This window comes from Aliiglaciecola sp. LCG003, assembly GCF_030316135.1.
Taxonomy (GTDB): domain Bacteria; phylum Pseudomonadota; class Gammaproteobacteria; order Enterobacterales; family Alteromonadaceae; genus Aliiglaciecola.
Map to the genome: position 1 here is coordinate 3028612 of NZ_CP128185.1, position 26089 is coordinate 3054700.

Consider the following 26089-nt stretch of genomic DNA (forward strand, 5'->3'; position numbering starts at 1 on the left):
GACTAATCCGTTGAATGGCTAAACCTAAGGTTTAGCCATTCTGATCACAACGCGACGGTTTTTTGCACGGGACATTTTATTATTATTTGCGGCCGCATGGCGACGTTCTCCATGGCCAGTGACCTCAATTCTAGTGGGATCGACCCCTAGTTCACTAAAGAAACTTTTTATCTCCACAGCACGGCGGATTGACAATTGAGTATTATTCCATTGACCACCGTAGCTATCACTGTAACCATCCAATAACACTAGCTCTAAGTCGGTGTCTTCTTTTAAATAATCACCGATCATTTGCAAACGCTTTTTCGAGTATTTGGTTAAATCCACGCTGTTGCTTTGATAACTTAGCACTGTATAGGCAATATCATCGAACGCAAAAGGTAAAAGATTCGCCACACACTGGGCAAACTCAACATAGGGTTGACTGAAATTGCTTGCATTGAGACCCACTGCGATACGATCAAAATCACTGTACCAATCTTGATAATACAAGGTGGGCCAATAACCTTTTTCCAGCTCAGACAGCATGGTCCATGCCGCTTTTTCGGGCAAGTCGCCATTGTATTGTTTGCGGATTGGCATATTAGCGATTTCTTTTTGCTGCTGTCCGGGCATCCACGTTGGTGGCACTGAATATACCGCAGCCATGCCGTAATTATTCGGCAAACGCAGCATGTCCAGTTCAAACTCCATATTAAGTTGTTTCGATGCAGTACTGGTAAACATCGCTTGACCATAGCCCGGCAATTGATGTTGCAAGGTACATTGCAATCGACTTTTTTCACTTACCTGCCATTGAGAAGCTTCTACCGGCGCAGAATAATGGCGCAATCCCGCTTGCGCAGAAAAGCTAAGCGTCATACACAGTGCTAAAGCGCATTTTTTCATATCACTTTGGTATCCAATCAATCGAGTTAGCAATCTACACTAGTATCGACAATTTGCCGAAAAGGTTTAATTTTTGCTGTGGCAATCTAGAAAGCTAAATCCAAACTCGCTAAATAATAGCAGCCATGGGATTTGTACGCTAACTGAAATAAAAGCATGACCATGATAAAAACGCTTTGGCGAGCAAAAAACAATCGTTTGGTGCACTTAACGGTGATGTCTGTGGCAGAGTCTGGCAAAGATTGACATAATGGTCGCTTAATTGGTCAATCATTTAGGTCGTCATGTCAGACACAGTTCACTTGCTTAGTCAGCGCTTCAGAGGTTATTTCCCCGTTGTTATTGATGTGGAGACTGCGGGTTTTAACGCTCAAACCGATGCATTATTAGAATTAGCGGCTGTGACCTTGAAAATGGATTCAAATGGACTATTGAAAGCGGATCAGACATTTCATTATCACATCAACCCCTTTGAGGGCGCGAATATCGTACAGGCGGCTATTGATTTTAACGGCATCGATCCATATTGCGCGCTGCGCGGCTCAATTGACGAAACTGATGCAATTAAAGACTTATGCAAGCAGGTCCGTAAAGCTCAAAAAAATGCAGATTGTCAGCGCTCCGTTATCGTTGCTCACAATGCTGCTTTCGATCAAGGCTTCGTCAATGCAGCACTAGAACGGAGTAATATTAAACGCTCTCCATTTCATCCATTTGTATCCTTTGACACGACTAGTTTAGCGGGGTTGACCTTGGGCCAAACCGTGCTGGTCAAAGCTTGTGAAGCGGCTGCTATCGAGTTTGATCAACGTGAAGCTCACTCCGCTTTATACGACACAGCTAAAACCGCAGAATTGTTTTGTTTTATGGTGAATAAATGGAAAACCCTAGGTGGTTGGCCATTACAACAGGCGACAGTGACTAGCTCTTTGTAAATCTATCTAATAAAAAAGCAAAAAGGGCAACATCATTGATGTTGCCCTTTTTGCTTTTCGATAACATCTGATCAGTGAATGATTAGTCGTCGTTGTCTAAATCCATATTATGCATTTCAAGGTTACTCAGCTCGGTCTGGATCACCGCGTTCTTAGCACCTTCAGAGCGGGCCACATCGATCCTTTCTAGGTAGCCTTGATCAACGTCTCCGGTGATATACTTACCATCAAATACTGAAGTTTCGAACCGCGTAATGGCTGGGTTTTCTTCTCTGACCGCGTCGACTAAATCTTTAATATCTTGGAAAATCAAACCGTCAGCCTTAATCAACTCGCTGATCTCATCCAATTCTCGCCCATAGGCAATCAATTCGTTAGCACTTGGCATATCTATGCCATATACATTTGGGAAACGAATCTCAGGAGCTGCTGACGCGAAGTAAACTTTCTTAGCCCCTGACTCCCTAGCCATCTCGATAATTTGCTCTGAGGTAGTACCACGGACGATGGAATCATCGACCAACAATACGTTCTTGCCTTTAAATTCAGACTTGATTGCATTAAGTTTACGACGTACTGACTTACGTCGCATGGTTTGCCCAGGCATGATAAAGGTTCTACCAATATAACGGTTCTTTACGTAACCTTGGCGATAAGGTAGGTCTAGCTCAATGGCTATTTGCAAGGCAACATCCATCGATGTTTCTGGAATAGGGATAACCACATCTATGTCTAAATCGGCCCACTCTTTAGCAATTTTTTGACCCAGCTTTTTGCCCATGTTTACCCGTGAGGCATAAACCGAGATCCCGTCGATGAACGAGTCAGGGCGAGCGAAGTAAACAAATTCGAAAATGCATGGCGCATTCATCGGGTTTTCGGCGCATTGTTGGGTGTGTAATTCGCCGGCTTCGGTAACATAAACTGCTTCGCCTGGGGCAACATCACGAATAAAGGTAAAACCGACGGCATCCAGTGCAACACTTTCCGAGGCGACCATGTATTCATCGCCTAGTTCGGTTTTGCGCTTACCTAACGCTAATGGGCGGATACCGAAAGGGTCACGAAATGCCACCATACCATTGCCAATCACAGCAGCAACCACGGCGTAGGCACCGCGAATTTTCTTATGCACTTTAGACACCGCAGCAAATACTTCATCGGCGGTTAAAGTTAAACCCGCACAGTTTTGTAACTCATGGGCAAATATATTCAATAATAACTCTGAATCAGAGGTGGTATTAATATGACGTCGGGCAATTCTGAACACTTCATCTTGCAATTCATGAGCATTGGTGAGATTGCCATTGTGGGCAAAGGCTATACCGAAGGGGGAATTTACGTAAAACGGCTGTGCTTCAGCTGAACTGGACGTTCCTGCAGTTGGGTAGCGTGCATGGCCAATCCCAAACTGCCCCGTTAACCTCTGCATATGACGATTATGAAAAACATCCCGAACTAGGCCGTTGCCTTTACGCAAGTGAAACATTCCCTCATCTATGGTGACGATTCCAGCAGCATCCTGTCCACGGTGTTGCAATACAGTTAGCGCGTCATAAAGCGATTGATTAACTGCACTTTTCCCGACTATTCCGACAATACCACACATGCAAATTACCTACTTATTCGGTGTTAAAAAACTGGAGTTATCTTGAATAAAGCTGAAAAACCACTCAATAATCGGGGTAAATTCAGCAATAAGAATTGATTCAATCCACCAAGTGGATTCAGATGAAGTCGTAAATGTATCTAAAAAGAATAATGCGGCGCTGACAATCAGCACACCTCTTAATACGCCGAAAACAGAGCCAAGGGCGCGGTCGGTACCGGTTAAGCCGGTAAACTGCACAAGCTGCGCTATCAAATAATTTATCAGGCCACCTAAAATCAAAGTACTGACAAATAGAATAGCGATAGAGACGCCGTTTCTGACCATCTGATCATCAAACTTAGTCATGTAAACAGCAAGGAACTCATAAAATTGGCTGGCGATAAAAAAGGCAGCGAACCAAATGGCCAAAGAAATGGCTTCTTTGACGAATCCACGGATCAAACTAATGATGGTGGAGATTGCGATAACACCGATAATGGTGAAGTCTATCCAATTCATAATGACACAGTCACACTATTATTGGTTCGTTAAAATCGCGCGCATTCTACCAGAGATAGAAGTTTTTTCTAGCATTCATTTTACTGTGAAAGGACTTATTCGACCTTGAAGGTTGGTCAACTCACGTAAATGGGGGAGCGCTTTAGCTAATTTTTCTTTGTCCAATTCAGGTCCGACAAACACTTTGGTCAGCTCCCCAGTACTGGTTTTCACTGGCCGGCTAAATGCCCGATAACCCGCATTACGCAGTGTACTGAGCAATTCTCGAACATTTTTTTGATGTCTAAATACACCCAACTGCACTACCCAACCGGCATCCGCTAACAAATTATCGTTCTGGGTAGCGGGTTGAGTTGCGGTGTTTTGTTCAGCTGGATCGACAATAGCCCGATCAACATCTACACCACTAGGTTGATTTGAAGCCGACGAACTAGGAGAAGCATCGGCAGACTCGATCGTGGCAGCTTCATTATTTGCTATATCAAAATCATCAGTAGCTACATCAGGAATTATTTCAGCTTTGCGAATCGTTTGTTGTTTCACCTGTTCGGCAGGAAAACTTTCGGCGCTTTGAACCGCAGCCATTTGAGGTCTTTCAGGTAAAGAAACAAACACATCTTCTGAGGTTTGTTTTTTACCGTCTAATATATCCGGCAGAAAAATCACTGCTAAAGCAACGATTATGATAGTACCCACTAATCGGTTTTGTAACGCTGAAGACAAAGAATTATCCTTTTTGTTCGAAAACACAGTTACGTTGAATTGACACCGGCTTAATTAAGTTGTTCGATTAGCCCGTTTTTGCATAACCTGACTAACGGTAAAAAATGATCCGAACACTATAATCAAGTCATCTACCTTCGCTTGCTCAAGAGCACTTTCGTACGCTTGCCAAACTTCCTTGAATTCTAACACTGTTTGAGTGGGATTGAGCACAGATTTTATTTGACTGTGATCAGCACCTCTTGGCACATCCAACGAAGCAACATGCCAGGTGGCATTGAACGGCTGAAGTGGCGATAGACTCGAAGCGATATCTTTGTCTCCCAACATTGCCACCACCAAGTGCAAACTTTGATAGTCCTGTTGAGCTATTTTAGTCGCCAAATAGCGGGTTGCTTGCGGGTTGTGCGCAACATCCAAAACTATAGTTGGCTGCGATGATATGGTCTGGAAACGTCCTGGCAGTTGGGTGTCTTCAATTAATGAAACTACCCACTCTTGCTGCAAGTTGATTTTTAATAAACCAAGAACTTGTAGAGCGGTTGAAGCATTTTGCATCGGAATGGACGGTAGCGGCAAATTATTTAGTTGAAATTCATCGTTACGCCAAGACCAATCATGTTGATGTTGCTGATAGCTAAAATCTTGCCCTTGCCAAAAGGCATTTGCTTCAAACTGTTGTACCTGCTCAAGTAAGGTATCGGGTGGATCAGGTTCGCCAATTACCACAGTAATCAAGGGTCGCATAATTCCTGCTTTTTCTATCGCAATTTGCGCACGGCTGTCGCCCAGCCAATCTTGATGATCCAAATCTATACTAGTGATAACAGCCATATCAGGGTCAATAATATTCACTGCATCTAGGCGTCCTCCTAGGCCCACCTCAAGCAATACATACTCTGGCCGATTATTAGCTATCAGCGCTAAAGCCGCCAAAGTGGCAAACTCAAAAAAGGTTAGCGATACACTCTGACGGGCCTGTTCAACCTGCATAAATGCGGCAATATGTTCCGCATCACTGAGCATTACGCCGTCGATTCGTAGTCTTTCTTTGTAATCAACGAGGTGTGGGGAGCTGTAAACAGCTATAGTATGATTGGCAGTCAACAAGCCCTGCTCAATCATTCTGCAAGTCGTGCCTTTACCGTTGGTGCCCGCGACCGTTATAATTTTTGAGTGTGACAAATCAATTGCCATATTAACCAATACTTGCTGGCAGCGCTCTAAGCCCATTTCGATATTTTTAGGATGGATAGCTTGTAAGTAATCTTGCCACATGGCAAGAGACCAGGATAAACATGGTTTATCCTGGTTTGGGAAAGATTCTGGCTTTGTCATTAGTGCTGTTTAGTGTGTAATTTACTCAAAAGACGATGAATGGTGTCACGCATTTCACGACGATCGACAATCATATCAATCGCACCTTTTTCTACCAAAAATTCACTGCGTTGGAAACCATCTGGTAAGGTTTCACGGACTGTCTGCTCAATAACACGAGGACCGGCAAAACCAATCAATGCTTTGGGTTCAGCGACATTGATATCACCCAACATCGCAAGACTGGCCGATACACCGCCCATAGTCGGATCGGTTAACACTGATATATAAGGCAGGCCCTGTTTACTCATTCGCGCTAAAGCTGCACTGGTTTTAGCCATTTGCATTAATGAGAATAATGCTTCTTGCATTCGAGCGCCTCCACTAGTAGAAAAACACACTAGTGGCATATTATGCTCTAAACAGGCTTCTACCGCCTTTACAAAACGTGCCCCCACGACGGAGGCCATTGAGCCACCCATAAAGGAAAATTCAAACGCCACGCAAGCAATGGGCATTCCTTTGAGTTTACCTTGCATAGCGACTAATGCATCTTTCTCATTCGTCGCTTTTTGCGCTGCACTAAGACGGTCTTTGTAACGCTTAGAGTCACGAAACTTAAGAATATCCTGTGGCTCCAGCTCTTCACCTAGTTCTTTGCGATCGGTTTGGTCTAAAAACGAATTCAACCTAGCTCTGGCCGTAATTCGCATGTGATGATCGCATTTGGGGCATACTTCTAACTGTTTTTCTAATTCCGTTTTATACAGAACCGCTCCACAAGAACCACATTTGGTCCAGATACCTTCAGGCACGTTACTCTTAATTGAAGATTGAGTGCGAGGTAAAATCTTTTGTATCCAACTCATTTAACACATCCTAAATGCGGCAAGTCGCAGCCTAATACTGCCTTTTCCGCAAAAAATTAAAGTCTAATCAATTATTGAAGCCATTAAAGCATAGTTTGCTTAAACCTAGAAAACAAAACTGGTCTAAGAAGTAGTACTAGATGAAAACCGGTCCCAGCGGAGTCTCTGGGATCCCAAACTTTTCTGGATAAACTACTTTGACCAAATATAACCCATTGGGTTTGGCGGTAATGCCAGCTTTGCTGCGATCTTTTTGTGCTAGCACTTGCTGCATCCACGTTATTGGCTGTTCACCACTGCCCACTACCATCAGACTTCCAGCAATATTGCGCACCATATGATGGACAAATGCATTTGCCTGCACATCAATCATGATGTAGTTACCCTTGCGAGTGACTTCGATATGCTTTAAACGGCGAACCGGTGTTTTTGCTTGGCACAATGATGCGCGGAAGGCGCTGAAATCATGTTCTCCAACTAAACATTGCGCGGCTTGATGCATTTTTTCGTGATCTAATGGAGTATAAATATGCGTAATACCGTGATTTAGGATCGCGGGGCGAAATGGGTGATTAAAAATAATATAGCGATAGCGTCGAGCGACAGCTGAAAAGCGCGCGTGGAAATCATCATCCACCTGTTTAGCCCACTTAACCGCGATACTGTCAGGTAAATTAGTGTTTACGCCCAGTGTCCAACCGCGCTCTGGCCTGCTTACTGGAGAATCAAAATGCACCACCTGTCCAGTTGAATGCACACCTGCATCTGTTCTACCTGCACATTTAACCTGAATTGGAGTATTTGCAACTTTGCTTAGTGCTTGTTCCAAGTGCTCTTGAACACTGATTGATTTGGATTGACGCTGCCAACCATAGTAGTTGGCGCCGTCGTATTCGATGCCTAAGGCAATTCTCATAGTGCTATTATGTTCCCAAATAAATGAATGAATGAATGACTGTCTAATAAATGACTGTCTCGCCAATTGAATAAATGAATGACGAATAAATGAATGACCGAATAAATGAATGACTGTCTTGCCAATAGCCCTATTGTAATCAAATATCCATCTAAATTCACAATCTGTTTGGCCGACAGCTCTAAATATCGACTAAATCATCTTTTAGTCAGCTAAATCGTCCTTTAGACAGCCACTTTTTAGACCCCATCCTTTAGACCACTGATTTTCAGACAGCCATGCCTGTTTATGATTGTAAGATGGTTCTTAAAAATAAAACCGGCAATTTCTTTCGAATTCATTAAATGAACGAATAACAGTAAACAAGAGGAGTTGATTTTTGCTATTTTGTAGGTTTAGACCATCTAACACACAGATTAATTCACAGTATGAAACTGCACAACATTGAAATAAACCGGTGTTCAAACACTTATTTGTATTGGGATTTCGCGTTTTCGCTTAGTGTGGGCTCGATATCTATTTATGGAATCTACAGTCCCCGCTGCAACACTAAATGTGGACTCAAAACATTGGGTTAATATCTGCCACTGCTCCTTCTCAATTCCTAGCTTAGTTAAAATAGGAGTGGTATCAGCTGCAATACTACCTCGCTCATTTGGGGCAAGGCTTTGCCCGGTTAACTCTACCAACTGTATATACTCAAGTAAGTTTAATGCTAATCCTGGGGACTGATGCTGCTGTGAGCCTCCCACAAAGGGCATAAGAACTTTAGGCTGACGACCACGTTCAGCATGGCTTATCCGACGCTTGATACTGGTATGCTCAGACATTTCCAATGAGTCCGCTATCTTAGCGCGAATTGGGTTCAAGTCCACATACACCATACACGCAGTTAAAGCCTGTTCATCTAGTAGAGCTTGAGATTTGAAGCGACCTTCCCAGAAATGCCCCGTGCAGCAATCTTCGGTATTTGCTTTTCTGGCTATAACTTCGTTCAGCTCTCGCATAAACCAACTGATATCGTATAGCCTTTGACGATATATGGCGATGGTCGCATTAAGGGTTATTTGCTCGGCTTGAGTCAGAGGCGTTGACTGTTTAGCTGTAAAGCGTTGTGCTAACAAGGTTGATTTATGTATTTTTTGCCAGCGCTTAACTATTTCTATATCTGTCAGCCCAAACGCTTTTTCTCTGTTTACATGCAGTACAACATGGGTGTGGTTACTCATCACTGCATATGCGCACACATCAATTGTGAAAACTGTACTCAAAAACAACAACCGGTCTTCCACCCAGCTACGACGGTGCTCATAGCTTTGGCCTGTTAATTTATCCTCTCCACATAGAAAAGCACGGCGAACGCAGCGAGAGACACAGTGATAATAGGCTGTATCAGATAAACTAATCTGGTGTTTCCTTGCCATTGGCATAAATAAACCCTTTACAAGTCATATGCCTTAAGCCTAGTAGATTTGAAACTGAAACAAAGTACAGTTCTAAGTCTAGTTTGGGTGGCTGTCTTAGGATGTAGTCTTAGGATGTACTAAGTCTAGTTTGGGTGGCTGTCTTAGGATTTGTAGGGTTTGCTTTGTTTTGATGCCAGCATTTATCTTTCAAACAGTGACATCAAAACCTAGTACCTAAGGTAATTTGTCAAGTAGCTCTTTGGCTTCTACTTTTTGACTCTCGTCCCCTTTTTCAAGGACTTCTTGTAATAGTTCAGCGGCTGAATCGTTATCGTCGGTTTCGATATAAGCTTGTGCTAAATCTAGTTTTGCACCTATACCGTCATCACTATCAACATCTACCATCTCATCCATAGCACGACTTTGAGGGTACGAGTCTAGGGCAGCGCTTAGATTGAATTCTTGGTCGTTTCCAATCAATCCTTCCGCTTCGATACTTTCATTAATCAAATCATCAACATCTAGAAAATCACTTTCATCTCGGGACTCTGTTGACTTAGCAAATTGTGACGAGGCATCTGGCTCATTTAACAATGCATCGAAATCGAGCCCAGTCTCATCAAGTATACGTTCTTGCTCTGTAACCAGTGGCTGTGCATCTTCATCATCAACATCTTCATCAATACTATCAAGAAGTTCATCGAAACTGGTTTTCTCAAGCTCATCAATTGAAGCTGACTCCTCAGCCTCAGGCGATGACAACCAATCACCTAAGCCCGGAAGGTCTTCAAGATCAACCGACTCCCTGGTATCCTCACTATCTGCGCTATAATCATCAATGCTTTGCTCATCTAGGGCACTTTCATCAAACGCTTTGAGAGCTTCCTCCAAATCTGAATCGTCAATATCCCCGGTAGTCTCAGAAGACAGACTATCTAAATCCCCTATGCTTGGTATGTCATCATCTAAATCTGAAATTATTTTATCTAAATCATCAGCATTGCTATTGGGTAACAGAGTCTCAAGTTCAATGCCATCACTTTGAGATATAGCTTGTTCAGTATCATCATCCAATTCAACATCGAATGACGTCGACTCTAGTTCTACTTCACGGTCGAACTCCTCCAACGCTTTTTCTAGCTCAGGGATATCATCATCAGGGTTATGACTGTCTTCAGGGCCATCTGATTCAGCAGCATCTACATCAAGATTATGACTGTCTTCAGGGGCATCTTCAGGGGCAAGGCTGTCATGACTGTCTTCAGGGGCAAGGCTGTCTTGCGAGACATCAGTATCAAGGGCATCAATAATATCCTCTACATGTTCTTCTAACTTGTCGCTATCAACATCTTCCTCACCATCTTGTTCAAACGAGATCTCAGCGCTGTCGGCCAGGATAGAATCAATGTCAATTTGCTCTTCGTCGGCCTGGGTGTCTACCGCGTTGTCTAAGCTGTCGGTTACCTCAATGCTTTCTGGCTGTGATTTTGGCACTTCCGCGGCAATATTTTGGTCCTGCTGACCGGATTCATCATCGCCCATATCCATTTCTGCAAGCAATTCATCTGCAGATAATGACTCAACACCTTGATTAGTTAGCGTCTGCTGCGCCAATAGTGCATCGACGTCGTCACTGTCCATAAGCGCATCGTCGCTATCGATTTCATCACTTTCGACTACATCGGTATTAGTTGATTTGACTAGAATATCATCCAATTCTGCGAGCATTTCGTCACTGTCATCTTCTTCTATCATATCCTCTAGGCCGTCGGAAATTGAATCAAGCTCCTGAATACCCATTTGAGGCTCGCTTAGATTTGCCGTGTCGGACTCAGCATCTTGCTCTGAATCGTCATCATCAAGATCACCGACCATGCTGCCCATCTGCTCTAATTGCTCTATCTCTGTGAGCAATTCATCGGTGATATTATCGAGTTGAACATTTTGACTCGTAATTTCACGGTCAATGTTTTGCAACATCGCCTCGCTCATCAATTCGGAATCATTATCAATAATTGACTCAGGAAGTTCGGGTTCGGGCTGTTCTAACAACTCATCGATGCTAATTTCGGGCTTTTCAGGCTCCTCATCAACTACAGACGTGACTGGAGCAGGGGCAACAGGCTGATCTGAAGGCTCAGCTGTACTATCTAAAATAGCATCAATATCTACGATTTCTGTTTCATCCGCGACATTTTGTTCAGTCTCGGGGGCAGCGTTACTTGAATCTTCATTTTCAACTAGGTCGTCAACCAGCGACGAGTCTTCAAGTGTTTGTTGATCTAATGCTTCGTCACTATCCCCTTCAATTTCAGCAAGTAAATCATCATCTTCGTCAAATAGGCTATCAAGATCGTTCTGATCAAGCAGGCCGTCATCTTCGTCGTTTTCCTCACTTGTCTCTTCAACAATGGGGTCAAGACTGTCATCATCTAAATCATCAAAGTTCTCAAAATCGTCATCCAACTTAGAATCTAATGATTCCTCTAATTCATCCGACAACACATCATCGAGCAAATCATCGTCTGCAAATAAATCGTCGTCTGCTTGCTCTTCGATGTCACCGTTTAATTCATTCGTCAATGCATCGGCTAAATCATCCATCTCATCGCTTTGTTCAAGCACAGCGGCATGATTGTCACTTAAAGCAGAATCGCTATCTGAAATGGAAGAGCGGTTTTTCCGGATCATCCACATTGCCAATGCGCCTAGCAAACTGATCGATAAGAGAACAGATAATAGAATAAGGAACAGTGGGTCTGTTAGCCAAGCTAGATTGTCTTGTTCAAGTTCTGCCTTGCGCTGAGCTTCAGCTTGCCTAGAAATTGACAGCAACTCATTTTGCAAGGCTAACATTTGATCCATTTGAACTTGAAGTTCTTCATCTACTCTGCCCCGCAGACTAGAGATATCACTATCTACATTATCTAATCGGTCAACCAATTTCCGATTTTCGTCCAACAACGACTGTACGCTATTAATAGACTCGGCAAATTGCTGCCGGATTGCCATGAACTGGCGATTTTGTTCCGCATCAAGTGCCGTTAACTTGTCTTCAATCCCCTGCTTGGTGGCGGTAAGATCCTCTTTGCTGACGGCTGTTGTTATTTCTGCTGCCTTGGCCGCCACGGGTATGTTAGCTGGATCAGTCTGCCAATTGGAATCATCAGCTTCAGCCTTTAATCTAGCTTGCTTCTGGTCAATTCTAGCAATGTAGCGTTCTGATGGCAGTTTCAAAATAGAACCATCAACTAAGTGATTAAAATTACTATTTTCAAAAGCTTCTGGGTTGAGTTCATAGATGGCTTGCATGACCTGATAAACCGAAAGATCGGAATTCTGGCGATAACGACTGGCGATACGCCACAGGGTGTCACTAGGTTTGATAGGACCGTAAACATTACCCGAAAGCTGGCTACTGCTATTCTTCGGACCTTTAATTTGAACTTGCTGAGCTTCGATGCTGGTGCTTAAAGACCAAACTCCAACAGCTGCAATTAGCAAAAACACTACCTGTCGCAAATTCATATGATTGTATCGTCGTCCTGTTAGAATAATTATTATGAGACTGGGGTGCCTGTCTCTTTCCAAAGATAAAATTGCAAAAAATTAATCAGGGCTCAATTGCAGCCATATTGATTGTTCAATCCCAGTTTCTACTTTAAGCTGAAACACAGCATAAAATGTCACAAACAGCGTCTCGTCATTTTATTGGCAACCGTTGCTGACTTATACAGGATAGCAAAAGTCATTCCAACCTGAAAATAGATATGTGATTGTATTCATAAATATAAACTACCAAGTGGATATGTTCTACTTGTCCAGCTGCACGCCATAAGCGTTTGTGCCAATCATTTACACCGTCAAATATTCATCATTAGCTATGTATCGACAAAGTAACAATTTTTATGAGCAATACCAATTTATTCATTGCTGTATCCCGCAAAAAAAAAGCCAGCAGTCAAAAAGGCTGCTGGCTTTTCCAGTGGATATTGACCACTGCATTAGGCATAAAGACTACATATAATCTCGAATCAATACTTCTGCAATCTGGATACTGTTGGTCGCTGCACCTTTGCGGACGTTGTCCGACACAACCCACAGGTTGATTCCGTTTGGATGAGAAATATCATTTCTAACCCGACCAACATAAACATCATCGGTGCCACTTGCATTGCCAACTTGGGTAGGAAAATCTTCATTATTTTCTAACAAAGTCACACCAGGCGCATTAGCGAGCAAGGCTTTCACATCTTGGGCATCAATTGGTGAATGGGTTTCAATATGAATTGCCTCGCCATGACCAAAGAATACTGGAACTCGCACCGCAGTCGCATTAACCCGAATACTATCGTCACCCATTATTTTCTGAGTTTCCCAGACCATTTTCATTTCTTCTTTGGTGTAATCATTATCCATAAACATGTCGATTTGTGGGATCACATTAAAGGCAATCTGGCGACTAAATGCTTTAGGCTTAATTTCTCTGCCACTTAACAAGTCAGTGGTTTGACGAGCTAACTCTTCCATTGCAGACTTTCCAGCACCTGAGACAGATTGATAAGTAGCAACGTTTATTCTAGCGATCCCCACAGCATCTTGGATCGGTTTAAGTGCCACTAACATTTGAATGGTAGAGCAATTTGGATTGGCAATGATATTACGATTTCTAAAATCAGCTAGGGCATTAGGATTGACTTCAGGCACAACCAGTGGGATGTCAGGTTCATAACGGAAGTGAGAGGTATTATCGATGACCACACAACCAGCTTCAGCAGCTATAGGGGCAAACTTCTCTGACACGCTTCCACCGGCAGAGAAAAAACCTAGTTGAGCCTGACTCCAATCAAACTCATCAGCATCAAGTACCGTAATCTCTTTGCCTTTAAAGGTCACCTTTCCACCAGCAGAACGGCTGCTCGCTAGAGGATAGAGTTTATTTACTGGAAAATCTCTTTGTTCTAGAATTTCTATCATATGTTGACCAACGAGACCGGTTGCTCCAAGGACAGCAACATCGAAAGCACGAGACATTAATGCATCACTCCAATTATCAATTAAAATACAGTTATTCTCAGGTGCCAATTAGCCCTGGAAACCAAGATCGTAGATTGCCTTGGTTGGAGCAAAATTTCCAGTTTTTAAAGGGACTGAAGCAAATTCTCTTCTTATAGCATAGTGTTTTCGGCTATAAACAAATTGAGCAGCACTTTTTACCTCCCCTTTAAACTCATGGCTGTCTTGTTTTACATCATAGGTAGCTAAGATAACCTGCTTCACCTGTTGCAAGGGTGAGTCCTCAGGTTGTACGCTGAAATCCAGAGGCTCGCAAGGGGGCAAACAACTTTCAAACGACAACTTCTGTTCATGACCAAAGCGTTCGCACACTTGTTGATACAGCATATAAGTGCCCCGCGCCTTTCCCTCTAAGGTATGTCCGGCAATATGAGCAGTTGCGATCAGGGTTTTATTAACAAGGTTGAAGTCAATGTTGGGTTCATTTTCCCATACATCCAACATTAAATTCAGCTTTTTCCCTTGACGATACAATGCTAAGGCTGCCTGGTTGTTCAACACTTCCCCTCTGCAAGCATTGATCAACAATTGTTCTGGTTTTAGTGCTGCTAAACGTTGCGCATCGAACATATGAAAGGTCGGGTGCTCACCCTCCACAATAAGGGGTACATGCAAGCTAATAACGTCGCACTGGCAAATATCGTCCAAACTGGAAAACCTACGCGGATCATCGGTCTGTTCCAGTGGAGGATCACAAAGCAAAGTCTGTATCCCAATGGTTTGAAGGCGCTTCTGCAGTGCACTGCCTACGTGACCTGCTCCCACAATACCCACGGTTTTATTTTGCAGTGCCTCGATATCAGCATAGTAATGATTAAACATACAACTTAAAACGTATTCAGCTACGGCAACAGCGTTGCAGCCAGCCGCGCTTCCCCAAGGCAATGCATGGCTGTCTAAATAATTTTTATCCAAATGATCTGAACCGGCGGTTGCCGTGGCGACATATTTCAAATTCTTAGCTAAATGCAGCAAGGATTGATTAACTTTGGTGGTTGAGCGCACTAGCAACACATGGGTGTCAGCAATATCTTCTGGCTGAATTGCGCCGCTGGAGAACGCCTGACACTGTCCTAAGTCGGCAAAAAAGTGTTCGGCAAAAGGCATGGAATCTTCGTACAGTATATTCATAAACTATAAATACTCATTTAAGACAATGTTCAGGCTGCTTGCCCAGAAAATGAAAACGCTCAGCTATAATACGACAATTGGTAGCTCAACTGGGATTAAAAATGATCATCCCAACAATTTTTATTACCAAGATACATGGCATTCGCTTAGCCCATATATTTTTATTGTCACGGCTTTTAAGTGGAATTTTGCTTGACGTTTTCGTCTTAAGATAGCGATTGGCGAAAAGTTAAATAACACTCTAGAACTTTCTCGGGCATTTCCAAATGCGGATAGTGGCCACAAGGAAGACAGGCACAATCGGCTTTGTCAAGCAACTGTTGATATCGCTCCACCATGTGCTGACCAGAGATGGGATCTTGCACACCATTGATAAAATGCAGCGGCACCTTACTCAATTGCATGGCTTCAACCCAACGGTCGCGGTTTACTTTACGCTCATCAATATATTTCAACATCGCAGGCAGTATCCTGATGCCGTTATTGTGTGTGAGCAGTTGCCACAGTACATCAATTTCTGCTGCTTTGAGCGGGGTTTGCTTACCGAAAATATTGTTGAAACTCTTTTCTAGTGATCCTTTATTCATCCGTTTAGCCAGCATAGGGCCTAAAAAGCTTTTCAACAATTTTTGCCTGAACAACGGCCGGTGCGCTTCAGAAAACAAACCTCCGTTTAAAAAGCATATTGAAGGAATCTGCCACGTTAAGTCACAAGTATAGTGTCGACTGAGGAGTTCTTGGGCCACTGAGTCGCCATAGTCATGTGCCAGAATATGCACGTTAGATAAGCCTAAATGGGCCACAAGTCCCTCCACAATATCGGCTTGCTGCATTAGCCTATATTGATGTGGGTAGGGTTTGTCAGACAAGCCATAACCAAGTAAATCTAAAGTTACAACATGATAATGGCGAGATAACTCTTGCCATATCCTCTGCCAGTCCCAAGCAGCGCTGGGGAATCCGTGGATCAACATTACAGTTTCGCCTTCACCGGCTTGCCAATAGGCAATGTTATGTCCTTGTATCGCAAAATGATGATGTTGATTCCGATACTCGGTTAAATCCGCATAGGGCATTGGTTAAGTCACTCCCGCAAAAGATCACTGTTAGCTGGCTAACATAGTTAGTTTACTGGTCGTAGCCAGGATTAATTCGGTCTAACTTTCTCAATATCCCAGGCCAGGCCAAGGCGCCACCGGCAGAACGGGTTACTTGTTTTGCTTGCGCTTGAATGCCTTGAAGAATCGGATCAGCTATTCGGATGAGTGGCTGTCCTGTTGCTTGAGCTTGTAATTGGATCTCGCAAGAGCGCTGTAACAAGAACATAAATAAGAAGGTATCCGCGATAGACTCCCCACAGGTTAATAAGCCGTGGTTACGTAAGATCATAAAGGATTTATCTGCTAAATCCGCCACCAAACGGGTCTTTTCATCTGGATTTAACGCCACACCTTCATAGTCGTGATAAGCCATAGACGCCAAAGCAAACAAGGATTGCTGACTATACGCTTCCAAACCGTTTCTCAACACTGACACTGCTACGCCTTGGGTGGTATGCAAATGCATCACACACTTAGCATCCTCTCTGGCTTCATGAACTGCACTATGAATAGTAAAACCTGCCGGATTAATATTAAATTCAGTATCCATCACTATCTTGCCTTGCAAATCCACTTTGACAAGGTTTGATGCGGTAATCTCATCGAACATTAAACCATAGGGGTTGATCAAGAAATGATGTTCTGGACCGGGTACGCGAGCCGATATATGAGTAAACACCAGATCATCCCAGCCATAATGGGCAACAATTCTATAGCACGCAGCCAGATCAATACGGGTTTGCCATTCTTCTGAACTAACTTGATTTTGAACTGATAAAGTCATGTGATTCCCAATTTTATTGTGAGCTGAATAAACCAGCATAAGATAATCTGCTGGCATGAACTGTCGCGAATTTGACAATCTTCTTTACACTAGCGATGATTCATTTTGACTAAATCAGCTGTGGTGGAAAATGGATAGACAACAGTTAGAAACACTCTTCAAGCGCAATAATTGGTTTTCTCAATTACCCGAGACAGTCATTAATAGCTTAGTTGGCATGAGTAGATTGAGAATGCTTCCCAAAGGACAACAGTTACACGCTAAAGGAGATGTGGCTGACGGCTTATATTGCGTATTGGACGGTAAGATTCGCGTCAGTAACGTCAACAGCCATGGCAAAGAAATGGTTTTGACCTGGCTTGATGACGGCAACTGGTTTGGCGAGATATCCTTGTTCGATGGCTTACCTCGTACCCATGATGCTCACGCAGAACAAGCGACCACACTGTTAATGCTTCCGAATCAGACATTCCAAAAACTGTTGTTGTCACAACCTTCCTTGTATCCACATTTTGTGCGGTTGTTGTGCCAAAGGATAAGAGCGACATTTTCGTTACTTGATGAAACCGGTGGACTCAGTCTGCAAGGTCAGTTAGCAAAACGATTATTGCTCCTAGCTGGCGGTTTAACCAATTCCGAGCAGGCAATTCAAGGTGCGACTATCAGTATTTCACAAGAGTCACTGGCCCATATGATCAACAGTTCGCGACAAACGGTGAACAAAATACTCAATCAACTCAAATCACAGCAGGTCATATCGTCGGCATATGGAAAAATTAAAATTTTAGACAGTGCGGAATTAATACAATTAAGCGAAATATAGCCATAAATGAATGTTAGATATAGAGGAAGTAAGGCAACCAATGCCTCACTTCCACCTTACACTAGATTAACTTTCGTAGCGTTTTAATACTAAGGTTGCGTTTGTACCACCAAAGCCAAAACTATTAGACATTATAGTGTTCAACTTGGCCTCGCGGGGCTCAGTGACTATATCTAAACCTTTGGCAGCTTCATCCAGATTATCAATATTGATTGACGGAGCAATAAAATCATTTTCCATCATTAAAATACTGTAAATTGTTTCATTTACGCCTGCAGCACCAAGCGCATGACCAGTCATAGATTTAGTTGAACTGATTGCCGGTCCGTCACTGCCAAAGACTTCTTGGATAGCGCCAAGTTCTTTCACATCACCTACCGGTGTTGAGGTACCATGGGTATTTAGGTAGTCAATTTTGCTATCCACTCCTTGCATGGCCATTTTCATACATCGAACCGCACCTTCACCAGATGGAGCAACCATATCAACCCCGTCGGATGTAGCACCGTAACCTACCACTTCAGCGTAAATTTTGGCGCCGCGTGCAAGAGCATGCTCTAGCTCTTCAACAACCACCATGCCACCACCGCCAGAGCTCACGAACCCATCTCTATCTGCATCATAAGTACGGGAAGCAACTGCTGGGTTATCGTTATATTTCGAAGATAATGCCCCCATAGCGTCAAACTGCACGGATAAAGTCCAATGAAGTTCTTCACCGCCGCCAGCAAACACTACGTCTTGCTTATTTAATTGAATCAGCTCTAATGCGTTGCCAATACAATGTGCACTGGTAGCGCAAGCAGAGGCAATCGAATAGTTGATCCCTTTAATTTTAAATGGCGTCGCCAAACATGCAGACACGGTACTGGCCATGGACTTTGTTACCATGTAAGGTCCTACTCGCTTTACACCCTTGGTGCGCAAAATATCTGCTGCATCAACTTGGCTTTTAGATGAAGCACCGCCCGAGCCGGCAATAATTCCGGTACGAATATTGGAAACTTGATCGTCGCCAAGTCCCGAATCCTCGACAGCCTGCTTCATTGCAATATAAGCATATGCTGCTGCATCCCCCATAAAACGTAATTGCTTACGGTCTATGTGCTCAGAAAAATCTATATCCACCTTACCCCAGACTTGGCTGCGTAATCCCATCTCCGCAAACTCGTCTGAAAAGGTGATGCCGGAGCGACCTTGCTTGAGTGACTCCAACACTTCTTGTTGGTTATTTCCAATACTCGAAACAATGCCGATACCTGTAATGACCGCTCTTCTCATAATTCACCCTTTAAAAACAATTTTGTTCGAACAATTTTGCCGCATATAATAATGATTTTGTAAAGCGAACTGGTCTGCTCTTCTATGAAGTGGGATAATGCCACTCATTAATCCTAGCACGACTATCAATTAAAAGGCGCTAACTTGAGCATAAAACCGGCAAAGATCACGTTCAATTCTGACGGTACTCCAGTTGCCACCGAGTTTGATGACGTCTATTTTTCCAATACCGATGGATTGGAAGAGACTCGCTACGTGTTTTTACAACACAATAGAATCCCACAACGTTTTGTTGAGCATTGCAAGCATTCCTTTGTAATTGCAGAAACAGGTTTTGGGACAGGTTTAAATTTTCTAACCCTATGGCAAGCCTTTGACCAGTTCCGACTTGAACACCCCGAAGCACCGCTCAAGCAGTTACATTTTATCAGCACCGAAAAATTTCCGCTGCGTCAACAAGATTTGCAAGCGGCCCTAGACAAGTGGCCAACCTTGGCAAGGGAAGCTAATGGCCTAGTCGAATACTATCCCGATTTAGTTGATGGCTGTCATCGATTGCAATTTGCCAAGGGCACAATAACCTTAGATTTGTGGTTTGGCGACGTATTAGATAGCTTTCCAGCGATGCACAATGATCCCCAAGGAATCGTTGATGCTTGGTTCCTAGATGGTTTCGCGCCCAGTAAAAACCCAAAGATGTGGAGCGATGAGTTATTTGCTCAAATCGCTCGATTAAGTAAACCCCAAGCCACCTTTGCCACCTTTACCGCCGCTGGTATTGTAAAACGCGGCCTTGCCCAAGTGGGATTCGAGGTCACCAAAACCAAAGGATTTGGTCGCAAACGCGAGATGTTAATGGGCCACTTTACCCACAACCAAAACATCAAACGTGATACCCAGCAGTATTTTCAGCGCCATGCGGTGGTCAGGGTAGATACCGCAGCCGAAAAGAAATTGCATATCGGTGTTGTTGGCGGTGGTATTGCTGCTGCCAACTTGGCTATTTCACTGGTTCAACGAGGGCATATGGTATCCGTTTTGTTCAAGGAGTCTTTGCCGGCTCAAGGTGCCTCTGGAAATCCTCAGGGAGGCTTTTATCCTCAACTTAACGCAGAAGCCAACATTACCAGCCGACTTCAAGCCCTAGCTTTTGGTTTCGCCGCACGCCGCTATCAGCAGTTACTGCAAGCAGGTTGCACATATGCCCATCAGTGGTGCGGAGTATTGCAGTTAGCCTTTAATTCGCAAGTTGAAACTCGTCAGCGAAACTTAGTCGACAATGCCCTATGGCCTGATTCGTTAATCCATGGGGTTGATGCTGTCAGCGGTACTGCCATAGCCGGGCTAGATTTACCCTATTCATCATTATTTATTCCGCAAGGAGGTTGGATTTGTCCACCAGAGCTAGTCAATGCAATGTTTGACTATGCGCAACAAATCGGCCAGTGCAAGCTTCTCAGCAATTGCACCGTGCAGTCATTGAGCCAACAAGAACATCACTGGACTGTCACATCAAGCCAGCAGGGGGAGATGCAATTTGATACAGTGGTGATTGCAACTGGCGCGGATAGCAAAGCTATTTCCCACACTGCAGATTTGCCATTTAACCTCGTACGGGGACAGGTAGAAGCCATCCCCAGTCAACAGCCTTTAGATAAACTAAACACTGTTTTGTGCCACAAAGGCTATTTAACCCCTGAATTCCAAGGCGCACATGCGCTTGGATCGACTTATGTTAAGCACGATACCAGTCGCGCGTATCGCAAAAACGAACAAGATATCAACCTAGCAACTCATCTAAAAGGACTGGCGCACACGAATTGGATTAAGACTATTAAAGGCAATCATATTGGACGAGCAGCGATAAGATGCAGTTTGCCAGATCACCTGCCGGTGGCGGGCGCTATGTTTGAGGCTAGTATTCAGCAGCAACAATTTGACCATCTGTACAAAGCCTTGCCGATTCACCGCTACCCGATGGCCGAAGATCTCAGCGGATTATACATACTCAGTGGTTTAGGCTCACGGGGCTTAACTACTGCGCCCTTATTAGCTGATTTAATTGCGAGTCAAATTAGTGCAGAGCCCCTGCCGTTGTCGCACCAATTACTTAATGCTCTCAATCCGAATAGATTCTTGATTCGACAATTAATTCGCCAGCAAGGAGACATTAAACTGAAATCTAATAGCGGCAAAGATCTTTAGTGGGACTACTCGCTTAGTTGTACAAAACTCGGCTGCAGCGACTGCACAACAAAATGCGGGATCATTATGCTTGCACTTGACACCACAAGCTTAGAGTCCATAGCGATAATACGGGCGTTAACTCGTACACCTTTTTCATTTTGAATTAAGGTGCCAGATAAAACATAGTCAACTGTTAAGTTATCAGCCAGTTTGGCAGCTTCTCGACTAAACACCATATCCCCTGATGGGCCGACTGTAATGTTGTCAGTGGTTTTAAAGTCGACCACCGGCACACCAAAACTTTGTACTTCTGAAATCATTAATTCGGACAATTGATTGCCTAATGCACTAGTTTGTTTCAATCCTGCGTCCAAATTTACAAAAGAAGCGACTCCCACACGGCTGTGGGTAGTAAGATACCGACCATTTTTCACCAACTCCATAGTCAACTGCTCGGCATAATCGATTAAGGATTTATGACTATAAGCAGGTTTATAAAGTGATGGTGGTGAACGGTAGCTTGTTATCGCTGATTGGGATTCATTATCGAAACGATTTATCGCGTTCATCTGCCGACTATCCGCTCGATAGCGCAGACCAGACGGTGAGGGGGCGGAGTTAACTTTGGGCTCGCTAACCTCCACCACAGGCTCTTCTTCTGCTGAAAATAGATCTGCGAATGAATAGTCGCTGCTCGCACAGCCGCTAAGCAATGAAGTCAATATGCACAAAGCCGCTATCTCAAACCCCATTTTCATCTTGGCTACTCCCCTTGAGTCAACTTAACACCATCAACCAAATCATGTTCACTTGGCAGTAAAGCGTCAACCACGTAAAACGGCATTAGCATTTGAGCAGAAGCCACCACGGCTTTTGATTTTAGTCCAAGGATCCGAGCATTGACCAAATAACCGCTTTGATGCTTGGTTAACGTGCCGGTAAGGATATACTCAATGGGGGCCGTCTCGGTTAACTCTAAAAAGTCTCTGGTCAACAAGAAGTCTCCATGTTCCGTCACCCGAATGTACTCTGTGGCTTTGAAATCGATAACCGGAATACGAAACTTATGCAACTCATGCATAAAAGACTCAGATAATTGAAAGCCAAGTAAATTGGTTCGCTGTAAATCACTGTCAATAAGAGCAAATGTGGTCACGCCCACGGGCGTTTTATCAGTCAAATATTCCATATTTGAGATCAAATCTTGAGTCATGTTTTGCACATAATCACCCACGTGTTTGGTCATCATCCGGCCATTTTGTATGCCTCCGCCGTTACCATAAAGCGCATTGGCTGGCGCAGCACCGTATAAGCTTGCCTGCGCACTTTTACTTGCACTGGACTGATCAAACTGCGGGGCATCGGGATCGGAGGTGATATTCACTACGTTCATTTTCACCGCGGAAGGTTCAGCCATATTGCGCTTACCCTCAGATTCATCCTCGCTTGCCCACCAAGACGAATTCGCACACCCAATCAGCATTGAACTTGCCAATAATGCTATTACTATTTTCATCACAAATTACACCTTATATTCAAGAATCAGTTCGGTAAATCATGCCACCGCGGGTGGTGACCTTTTCCCGTAACCAAAATATCTGGGCAGGAAAAAACTTAGTCGCAGCCGCCACAACATCTTTGCTTTGAACATGCACAATACGCGCATTGACGATCGCACCTTCTTGCTGTTCTGTAATAGTGCCCGTTATATAAAAGTCGACGTCTTTTAAAGGCGCAAGGCGAGTGACATCGCGGCTCATGACGTTTTCCGTATCGCTACTTATTAATATATCGTTAGTGATTTTATAGTCTTGAGTAATAAATCCACGACGACTGGCTTCAGTTACCATGCCTTCTGACAATTGGTGGCCTAATAGCATCAGTGGATGTTGCTGTAGGCCACTAAATTTTAAGCTAGTAACGGGCACGAAGCTAACGACCGCATAACGATATTCGCGGTCGAGTTTCACCCGCGCAAATAACTCATCGGCAAGTTCTGAGGTATGGTATTCAACATTCCCTAGAGGCGACACGGCCAGTTGAGGGGCCACCGCCGACCCAGTATGATTCACGGTCTGATTAGATGAACAGGCTTGAAGCACCCCAAATAGTGCTAATGTCACTATCAGTTTGCAATACCTTGCTGCTGTGTTCATGGTTTACCCTCTGCAAAGAATTGGCATTGGCCGACACGCGCTTGTGAATGGGACAATGTCATTGATAATCTATAAGATCACGAAATTGCAATTAACGCGCCAATTAAAAATCTACGGGGAAATGGCAATCTATAAGAGGTTAACGGCAGGGAAAGGAAAATAATAACGTCTAAACACCTGCACTGCGGCAAGTGGTAACCCATAAGCGGCAAATTATGTAGCTCGTCAATAGCCAAGAAGCCTTATCTATAGTGGTAAATCAGATAGTTGTCGCCTATTGAATTTTTAGCGATTGCCACAGTGACAGCACTTTAGCTTGATCCTGTGGTTCCAATTCATTATTAGCAAAGGCATTTGATAGACTGGTTAATAGCAGTTCATCTAACAAGGCCATAGTCGGTACCTCGTGCCCTAAGACCTGACTGACCACTAACGAAAAATGTCCATGGAAATAGCCTGAAATAAACAATTCTTCATCACTACCGGTAACGACTACCTCATCAAGTTTTTGTTCGGTATTATCGATAAACTGCTCTAATTGTTCTGCTGGCACTAATTGCCCTCCTCTTGGTGGTTAACAGGGTATAAAACAAGATCTTTGTAACCCGTAATAACTGGGATCAGCCCTGACATTTTTTCATCAAGCTGCCAATCACCGCTATCACATATCAGGGGCCGACCTTGCAGGGTTTGTAATTTGGTTTTGGTCGCCACGACCAGTATATTTTGCCGACCAATGGATTCAATGACCGCAGGACTGAGTTGCTGATTACCGCGGCCAAATAGGTGACCTTGCCCGCCAATCAGGGTAATCACTAATTTGCTAGGATATTGTTGGACATGGCTAAGCACCTGTTCTGCGGTAGCGTCTTTGTGCAGCAGTTGTTGATTGAGTACAAGATCAACGCCTAATAAGGTATTTTCCAAACCCAGCTCGTCCATAATACTTGCTACGGTAGAGCCTGAGCCCATCACAAATAGGGTCTCGGGATGTTCTTGCATGTTTTCAATAATATCCGCCGCAATATCAATCAAAACCAATTCGTCCGATTCTTTGCCGCCCATTTTGACGGCTTGCACATAACGTAACTCTGCAGGTACTCTCATTTCACCATAATATTTAGCCAGCACTTGTCCTTGGCGAAACTTGTCCTCATCAATGTCTTTTACTTCGGCATCATTAAGGCTAACAATGTCACCCGATATCAACATATTCACCACACGCCCCGCTGATTTGGGTGTGATAGCGTAAACACCAGAATGAATTTTACAGCCAGCTGGTACGCCCAAAACCGGTACTTTTTGCTGCACTACATCATATATATTACGGGCCGTACCATCACCACCAGCGAATAATAATAAATCAACATTTTGCGCCAAAATGGCCTTGGCGGCATTTTCGGTGTCATCACTCTCGGTTTGAATTGACGAGGGCGTGTAAACCACATGGGTAGTCAGACCACTTTGCTGGCTGATGTATTCGCCCATTTCTCCAGCAGCGGTATAAACTATCAAGTCATCTTTATTGGCCGTCAATTCAAGTAACGCCAACCGTGCTTTATCATTGGCTTTTTTCTGGGCTCCCATCGCCAACGCTTTCTCACGGATTTGCTTGCCATCGCTGCCTTTCAGCGCTAGCGCACCGCCGATGCCGGCAAAAGGATTGACGATAAGACCTAATTTAAACGCTCTCACAGGCTTATCTCTAGTGGCAAGTTTTGCTCTATTCTGCGGGCTGGGGAGGGATAAAATTGATCAAGTGCTTGGACAAACAAATCAGCCCGTTTGGGCAATCCATAGGTTTGATATAAGCCTAATTGTGCCCTGACATTTTGCGCGAATGCCTGTCTATCCGGTTGAGCACCATTGAGGTTATCGGTGCTAACCTGAAAGGGAAAACCTACAGCTAAGCTAAATGCCCACTCTATGGCTTGTGGTTTGACTTCGACCATTTCAAATTGGCGCTGCTGCTGAGCATCCCGTCCGTCGGGGCAGTACCAGTAACCATAATCCTCGAGCTGTCGGCGGGCCTTTCCAGCTATGCACCAATGGGCAATTTCATGGAGTGCGCTGGCATAGAAACCGTTCGCAAATACCACCTGATGATAGCCACATTGTGCAGAGGCCGGAAGATACACGGGATCGCTATCCCCTTTCACCAAACGGGTATTCTCACTTTGATAAAATGTTTGGTTGAATATATCAACTAAATCTTGATAACGATGCACGGCCAAATCCAAAACTACCGACTTTAAGACAGCCACTATTGTACTCAGTCTCACCAACTTTACTCAACCTTAGTGCCAAATATTTACAGGGATATTTAGTCAAGCTATGCTCGCCACTGTGGTGAATGCTTGCCAAAGATGCTTGATTGAGACAAGCTT

Annotated in this window: 23 protein-coding genes; 3 read left to right on the plus strand and 20 right to left on the minus strand. The window is 43.9% G+C overall.

Features of this window, described 5'->3' with window-relative positions; genetic code table 11:
* Positions 1–24 precede the first annotated feature (24 nt).
* A complete protein-coding gene (locus tag QR722_RS13150; protein WP_286283329.1) occupies positions 25–888 on the minus strand; it encodes a flagellar protein MotY in 864 nt (287 codons plus the stop codon).
* Positions 889–1172: 284 nt separating this feature from the next.
* Between QR722_RS13150 and rnt the strand changes: the two genes are divergently transcribed.
* A complete protein-coding gene (rnt, locus tag QR722_RS13155) occupies positions 1173–1823 on the plus strand; it encodes a ribonuclease T (RefSeq protein WP_286283330.1) in 651 nt (216 codons plus the stop codon).
* 82 nt (positions 1824–1905) lie between these two features.
* Here the strand turns inward: rnt and purF are convergent, their stop codons facing one another.
* The 12 genes from purF to QR722_RS13215 form a co-directional block, all read right to left on the minus strand.
* Positions 1906–3432 carry an amidophosphoribosyltransferase gene (gene purF, locus QR722_RS13160; RefSeq protein WP_286283332.1) on the minus strand — a complete coding sequence of 509 codons (1527 nt, stop codon included), beginning with the start codon at positions 3430–3432 and terminating at the stop codon, positions 1906–1908.
* A gap of 9 nt (positions 3433–3441) precedes the next feature.
* Complete coding sequence (locus QR722_RS13165; protein WP_286283334.1) at positions 3442–3933, minus strand: CvpA family protein; 492 nt, start codon at positions 3931–3933, stop codon at positions 3442–3444.
* Positions 3934–4008: 75 nt separating this feature from the next.
* The gene (locus QR722_RS13170) at positions 4009–4656 is read right to left on the minus strand and encodes an SPOR domain-containing protein (protein ID WP_286283335.1); all 648 of its coding nucleotides are present in this window, start codon (positions 4654–4656) and stop codon (positions 4009–4011) included.
* Between the two features lie 54 nt (positions 4657–4710).
* Positions 4711–5994 (minus strand): bifunctional tetrahydrofolate synthase/dihydrofolate synthase, encoded by a 1284-nt coding sequence (folC, locus tag QR722_RS13175; RefSeq protein ID WP_286283336.1) that lies wholly within the window; start codon positions 5992–5994, stop codon positions 4711–4713.
* Positions 5994–6842 (minus strand): acetyl-CoA carboxylase, carboxyltransferase subunit beta, encoded by an 849-nt coding sequence (gene accD / locus QR722_RS13180; RefSeq protein ID WP_286283337.1) that lies wholly within the window; start codon positions 6840–6842, stop codon positions 5994–5996. Before accD ends, folC begins: the two co-directional genes overlap by 1 nt.
* A 136-nt stretch (positions 6843–6978) precedes the next feature.
* Entirely contained in the window at positions 6979–7758 is a 780-nt protein-coding gene (truA, locus tag QR722_RS13185; protein WP_286283338.1) for a tRNA pseudouridine(38-40) synthase TruA, read from the minus strand.
* A 461-nt stretch (positions 7759–8219) separates the two neighbouring features.
* A complete protein-coding gene (locus QR722_RS13190; protein WP_286283339.1) occupies positions 8220–9188 on the minus strand; it encodes a transposase in 969 nt (322 codons plus the stop codon).
* Between the two features lie 210 nt (positions 9189–9398).
* Positions 9399–12692: a FimV/HubP family polar landmark protein gene (locus QR722_RS13195; protein ID WP_286283340.1), complete on the minus strand. Its 3294-nt coding sequence runs from the start codon at positions 12690–12692 to the stop codon at positions 9399–9401.
* Between the two features lie 489 nt (positions 12693–13181).
* Positions 13182–14198, minus strand: a complete 1017-nt coding sequence (locus QR722_RS13200; protein WP_286283341.1) for an aspartate-semialdehyde dehydrogenase — start codon at positions 14196–14198, stop codon at positions 13182–13184.
* 51 nt (positions 14199–14249) lie between these two features.
* Entirely contained in the window at positions 14250–15371 is a 1122-nt protein-coding gene (locus QR722_RS13205) for a 4-phosphoerythronate dehydrogenase (protein ID WP_286283343.1), read from the minus strand.
* A 206-nt stretch (positions 15372–15577) separates the two neighbouring features.
* Positions 15578–16447: an alpha/beta fold hydrolase gene (locus QR722_RS13210; protein WP_286283344.1), complete on the minus strand. Its 870-nt coding sequence runs from the start codon at positions 16445–16447 to the stop codon at positions 15578–15580.
* Between the two features lie 52 nt (positions 16448–16499).
* Positions 16500–17255, minus strand: coding sequence for a class II aldolase/adducin family protein (locus QR722_RS13215; RefSeq protein ID WP_286283345.1), 756 nt, complete (start codon positions 17253–17255; stop codon positions 16500–16502).
* A 130-nt stretch (positions 17256–17385) separates the two neighbouring features.
* Between QR722_RS13215 and QR722_RS13220 the strand changes: the two genes are divergently transcribed.
* Positions 17386–18078 carry a Crp/Fnr family transcriptional regulator gene (locus QR722_RS13220; RefSeq protein WP_286283346.1) on the plus strand — a complete coding sequence of 231 codons (693 nt, stop codon included), beginning with the start codon at positions 17386–17388 and terminating at the stop codon, positions 18076–18078.
* Positions 18079–18144: 66 nt separating this feature from the next.
* Here QR722_RS13220 and fabB read toward each other — a convergent pair whose 3' ends face one another.
* Positions 18145–19359, minus strand: a complete 1215-nt coding sequence (fabB, locus tag QR722_RS13225) for a beta-ketoacyl-ACP synthase I (protein WP_286283347.1) — start codon at positions 19357–19359, stop codon at positions 18145–18147.
* Between the two features lie 144 nt (positions 19360–19503).
* Between fabB and mnmC the strand changes: the two genes are divergently transcribed.
* Complete coding sequence (gene mnmC, locus QR722_RS13230; RefSeq protein ID WP_286283348.1) at positions 19504–21564, plus strand: bifunctional tRNA (5-methylaminomethyl-2-thiouridine)(34)-methyltransferase MnmC2/FAD-dependent 5-carboxymethylaminomethyl-2-thiouridine(34) oxidoreductase MnmC1; 2061 nt, start codon at positions 19504–19506, stop codon at positions 21562–21564.
* A 5-nt stretch (positions 21565–21569) separates the two neighbouring features.
* On the opposite strand, the gene QR722_RS13235 is transcribed toward mnmC, so the two are convergent.
* The 6 genes from QR722_RS13235 to QR722_RS13260 all read right to left on the minus strand — a co-directional run bounded on the left by QR722_RS13235 (position 21570) and on the right by QR722_RS13260 (position 25966).
* Positions 21570–22304 carry a FlgO family outer membrane protein gene (locus tag QR722_RS13235; protein ID WP_286283349.1) on the minus strand — a complete coding sequence of 245 codons (735 nt, stop codon included), beginning with the start codon at positions 22302–22304 and terminating at the stop codon, positions 21570–21572.
* A gap of 5 nt (positions 22305–22309) precedes the next feature.
* Positions 22310–23062 carry a FlgO family outer membrane protein gene (locus QR722_RS13240; protein ID WP_286283350.1) on the minus strand — a complete coding sequence of 251 codons (753 nt, stop codon included), beginning with the start codon at positions 23060–23062 and terminating at the stop codon, positions 22310–22312.
* A gap of 19 nt (positions 23063–23081) precedes the next feature.
* Positions 23082–23702: a FlgO family outer membrane protein gene (locus tag QR722_RS13245; RefSeq protein ID WP_286283351.1), complete on the minus strand. Its 621-nt coding sequence runs from the start codon at positions 23700–23702 to the stop codon at positions 23082–23084.
* A gap of 274 nt (positions 23703–23976) precedes the next feature.
* The gene (locus QR722_RS13250; protein WP_286283352.1) at positions 23977–24255 is read right to left on the minus strand and encodes a YfcL family protein; all 279 of its coding nucleotides are present in this window, start codon (positions 24253–24255) and stop codon (positions 23977–23979) included.
* Positions 24255–25397, minus strand: coding sequence for an ATP-NAD kinase family protein (locus tag QR722_RS13255; RefSeq protein WP_286283353.1), 1143 nt, complete (start codon positions 25395–25397; stop codon positions 24255–24257). The genes QR722_RS13250 and QR722_RS13255 overlap by 1 nt, the downstream gene beginning before the upstream one ends.
* Complete coding sequence (locus QR722_RS13260; RefSeq protein ID WP_286283354.1) at positions 25394–25966, minus strand: elongation factor P hydroxylase; 573 nt, start codon at positions 25964–25966, stop codon at positions 25394–25396. The genes QR722_RS13255 and QR722_RS13260 overlap by 4 nt, the downstream gene beginning before the upstream one ends.
* Positions 25967–26089 lie beyond the last annotated feature (123 nt).

Coding starts and splice junctions, on each gene's coding strand:
- QR722_RS13210 (WP_286283344.1), bottom strand. CDS start 16,447: ATGCCCTATGCGGATTTAACCGAGTATCGGAATCAACATCATCATTTT.
- QR722_RS13165 (WP_286283334.1), bottom strand. CDS start 3,933: ATGAATTGGATAGACTTCACCATTATCGGTGTTATCGCAATCTCCACC.
- QR722_RS13235 (WP_286283349.1), bottom strand. CDS start 22,304: ATGAAAATGGGGTTTGAGATAGCGGCTTTGTGCATATTGACTTCATTG.
- accD (WP_286283337.1), bottom strand. CDS start 6,842: ATGAGTTGGATACAAAAGATTTTACCTCGCACTCAATCTTCAATTAAG.
- QR722_RS13200 (WP_286283341.1), bottom strand. CDS start 14,198: ATGTCTCGTGCTTTCGATGTTGCTGTCCTTGGAGCAACCGGTCTCGTT.
- rnt (WP_286283330.1), top strand. CDS start 1,173: ATGTCAGACACAGTTCACTTGCTTAGTCAGCGCTTCAGAGGTTATTTC.
- purF (WP_286283332.1), bottom strand. CDS start 3,432: ATGTGTGGTATTGTCGGAATAGTCGGGAAAAGTGCAGTTAATCAATCG.
- QR722_RS13215 (WP_286283345.1), bottom strand. CDS start 17,255: ATGACTTTATCAGTTCAAAATCAAGTTAGTTCAGAAGAATGGCAAACC.
- QR722_RS13240 (WP_286283350.1), bottom strand. CDS start 23,062: ATGAAAATAGTAATAGCATTATTGGCAAGTTCAATGCTGATTGGGTGT.
- QR722_RS13245 (WP_286283351.1), bottom strand. CDS start 23,702: ATGAACACAGCAGCAAGGTATTGCAAACTGATAGTGACATTAGCACTA.
- QR722_RS13190 (WP_286283339.1), bottom strand. CDS start 9,188: ATGCCAATGGCAAGGAAACACCAGATTAGTTTATCTGATACAGCCTAT.
- QR722_RS13195 (WP_286283340.1), bottom strand. CDS start 12,692: ATGAATTTGCGACAGGTAGTGTTTTTGCTAATTGCAGCTGTTGGAGTT.
- folC (WP_286283336.1), bottom strand. CDS start 5,994: ATGACAAAGCCAGAATCTTTCCCAAACCAGGATAAACCATGTTTATCC.
- fabB (WP_286283347.1), bottom strand. CDS start 19,359: ATGAGAAGAGCGGTCATTACAGGTATCGGCATTGTTTCGAGTATTGGA.
- truA (WP_286283338.1), bottom strand. CDS start 7,758: ATGAGAATTGCCTTAGGCATCGAATACGACGGCGCCAACTACTATGGT.
- QR722_RS13150 (WP_286283329.1), bottom strand. CDS start 888: ATGAAAAAATGCGCTTTAGCACTGTGTATGACGCTTAGCTTTTCTGCG.
- QR722_RS13205 (WP_286283343.1), bottom strand. CDS start 15,371: ATGAATATACTGTACGAAGATTCCATGCCTTTTGCCGAACACTTTTTT.
- QR722_RS13220 (WP_286283346.1), top strand. CDS start 17,386: ATGGATAGACAACAGTTAGAAACACTCTTCAAGCGCAATAATTGGTTT.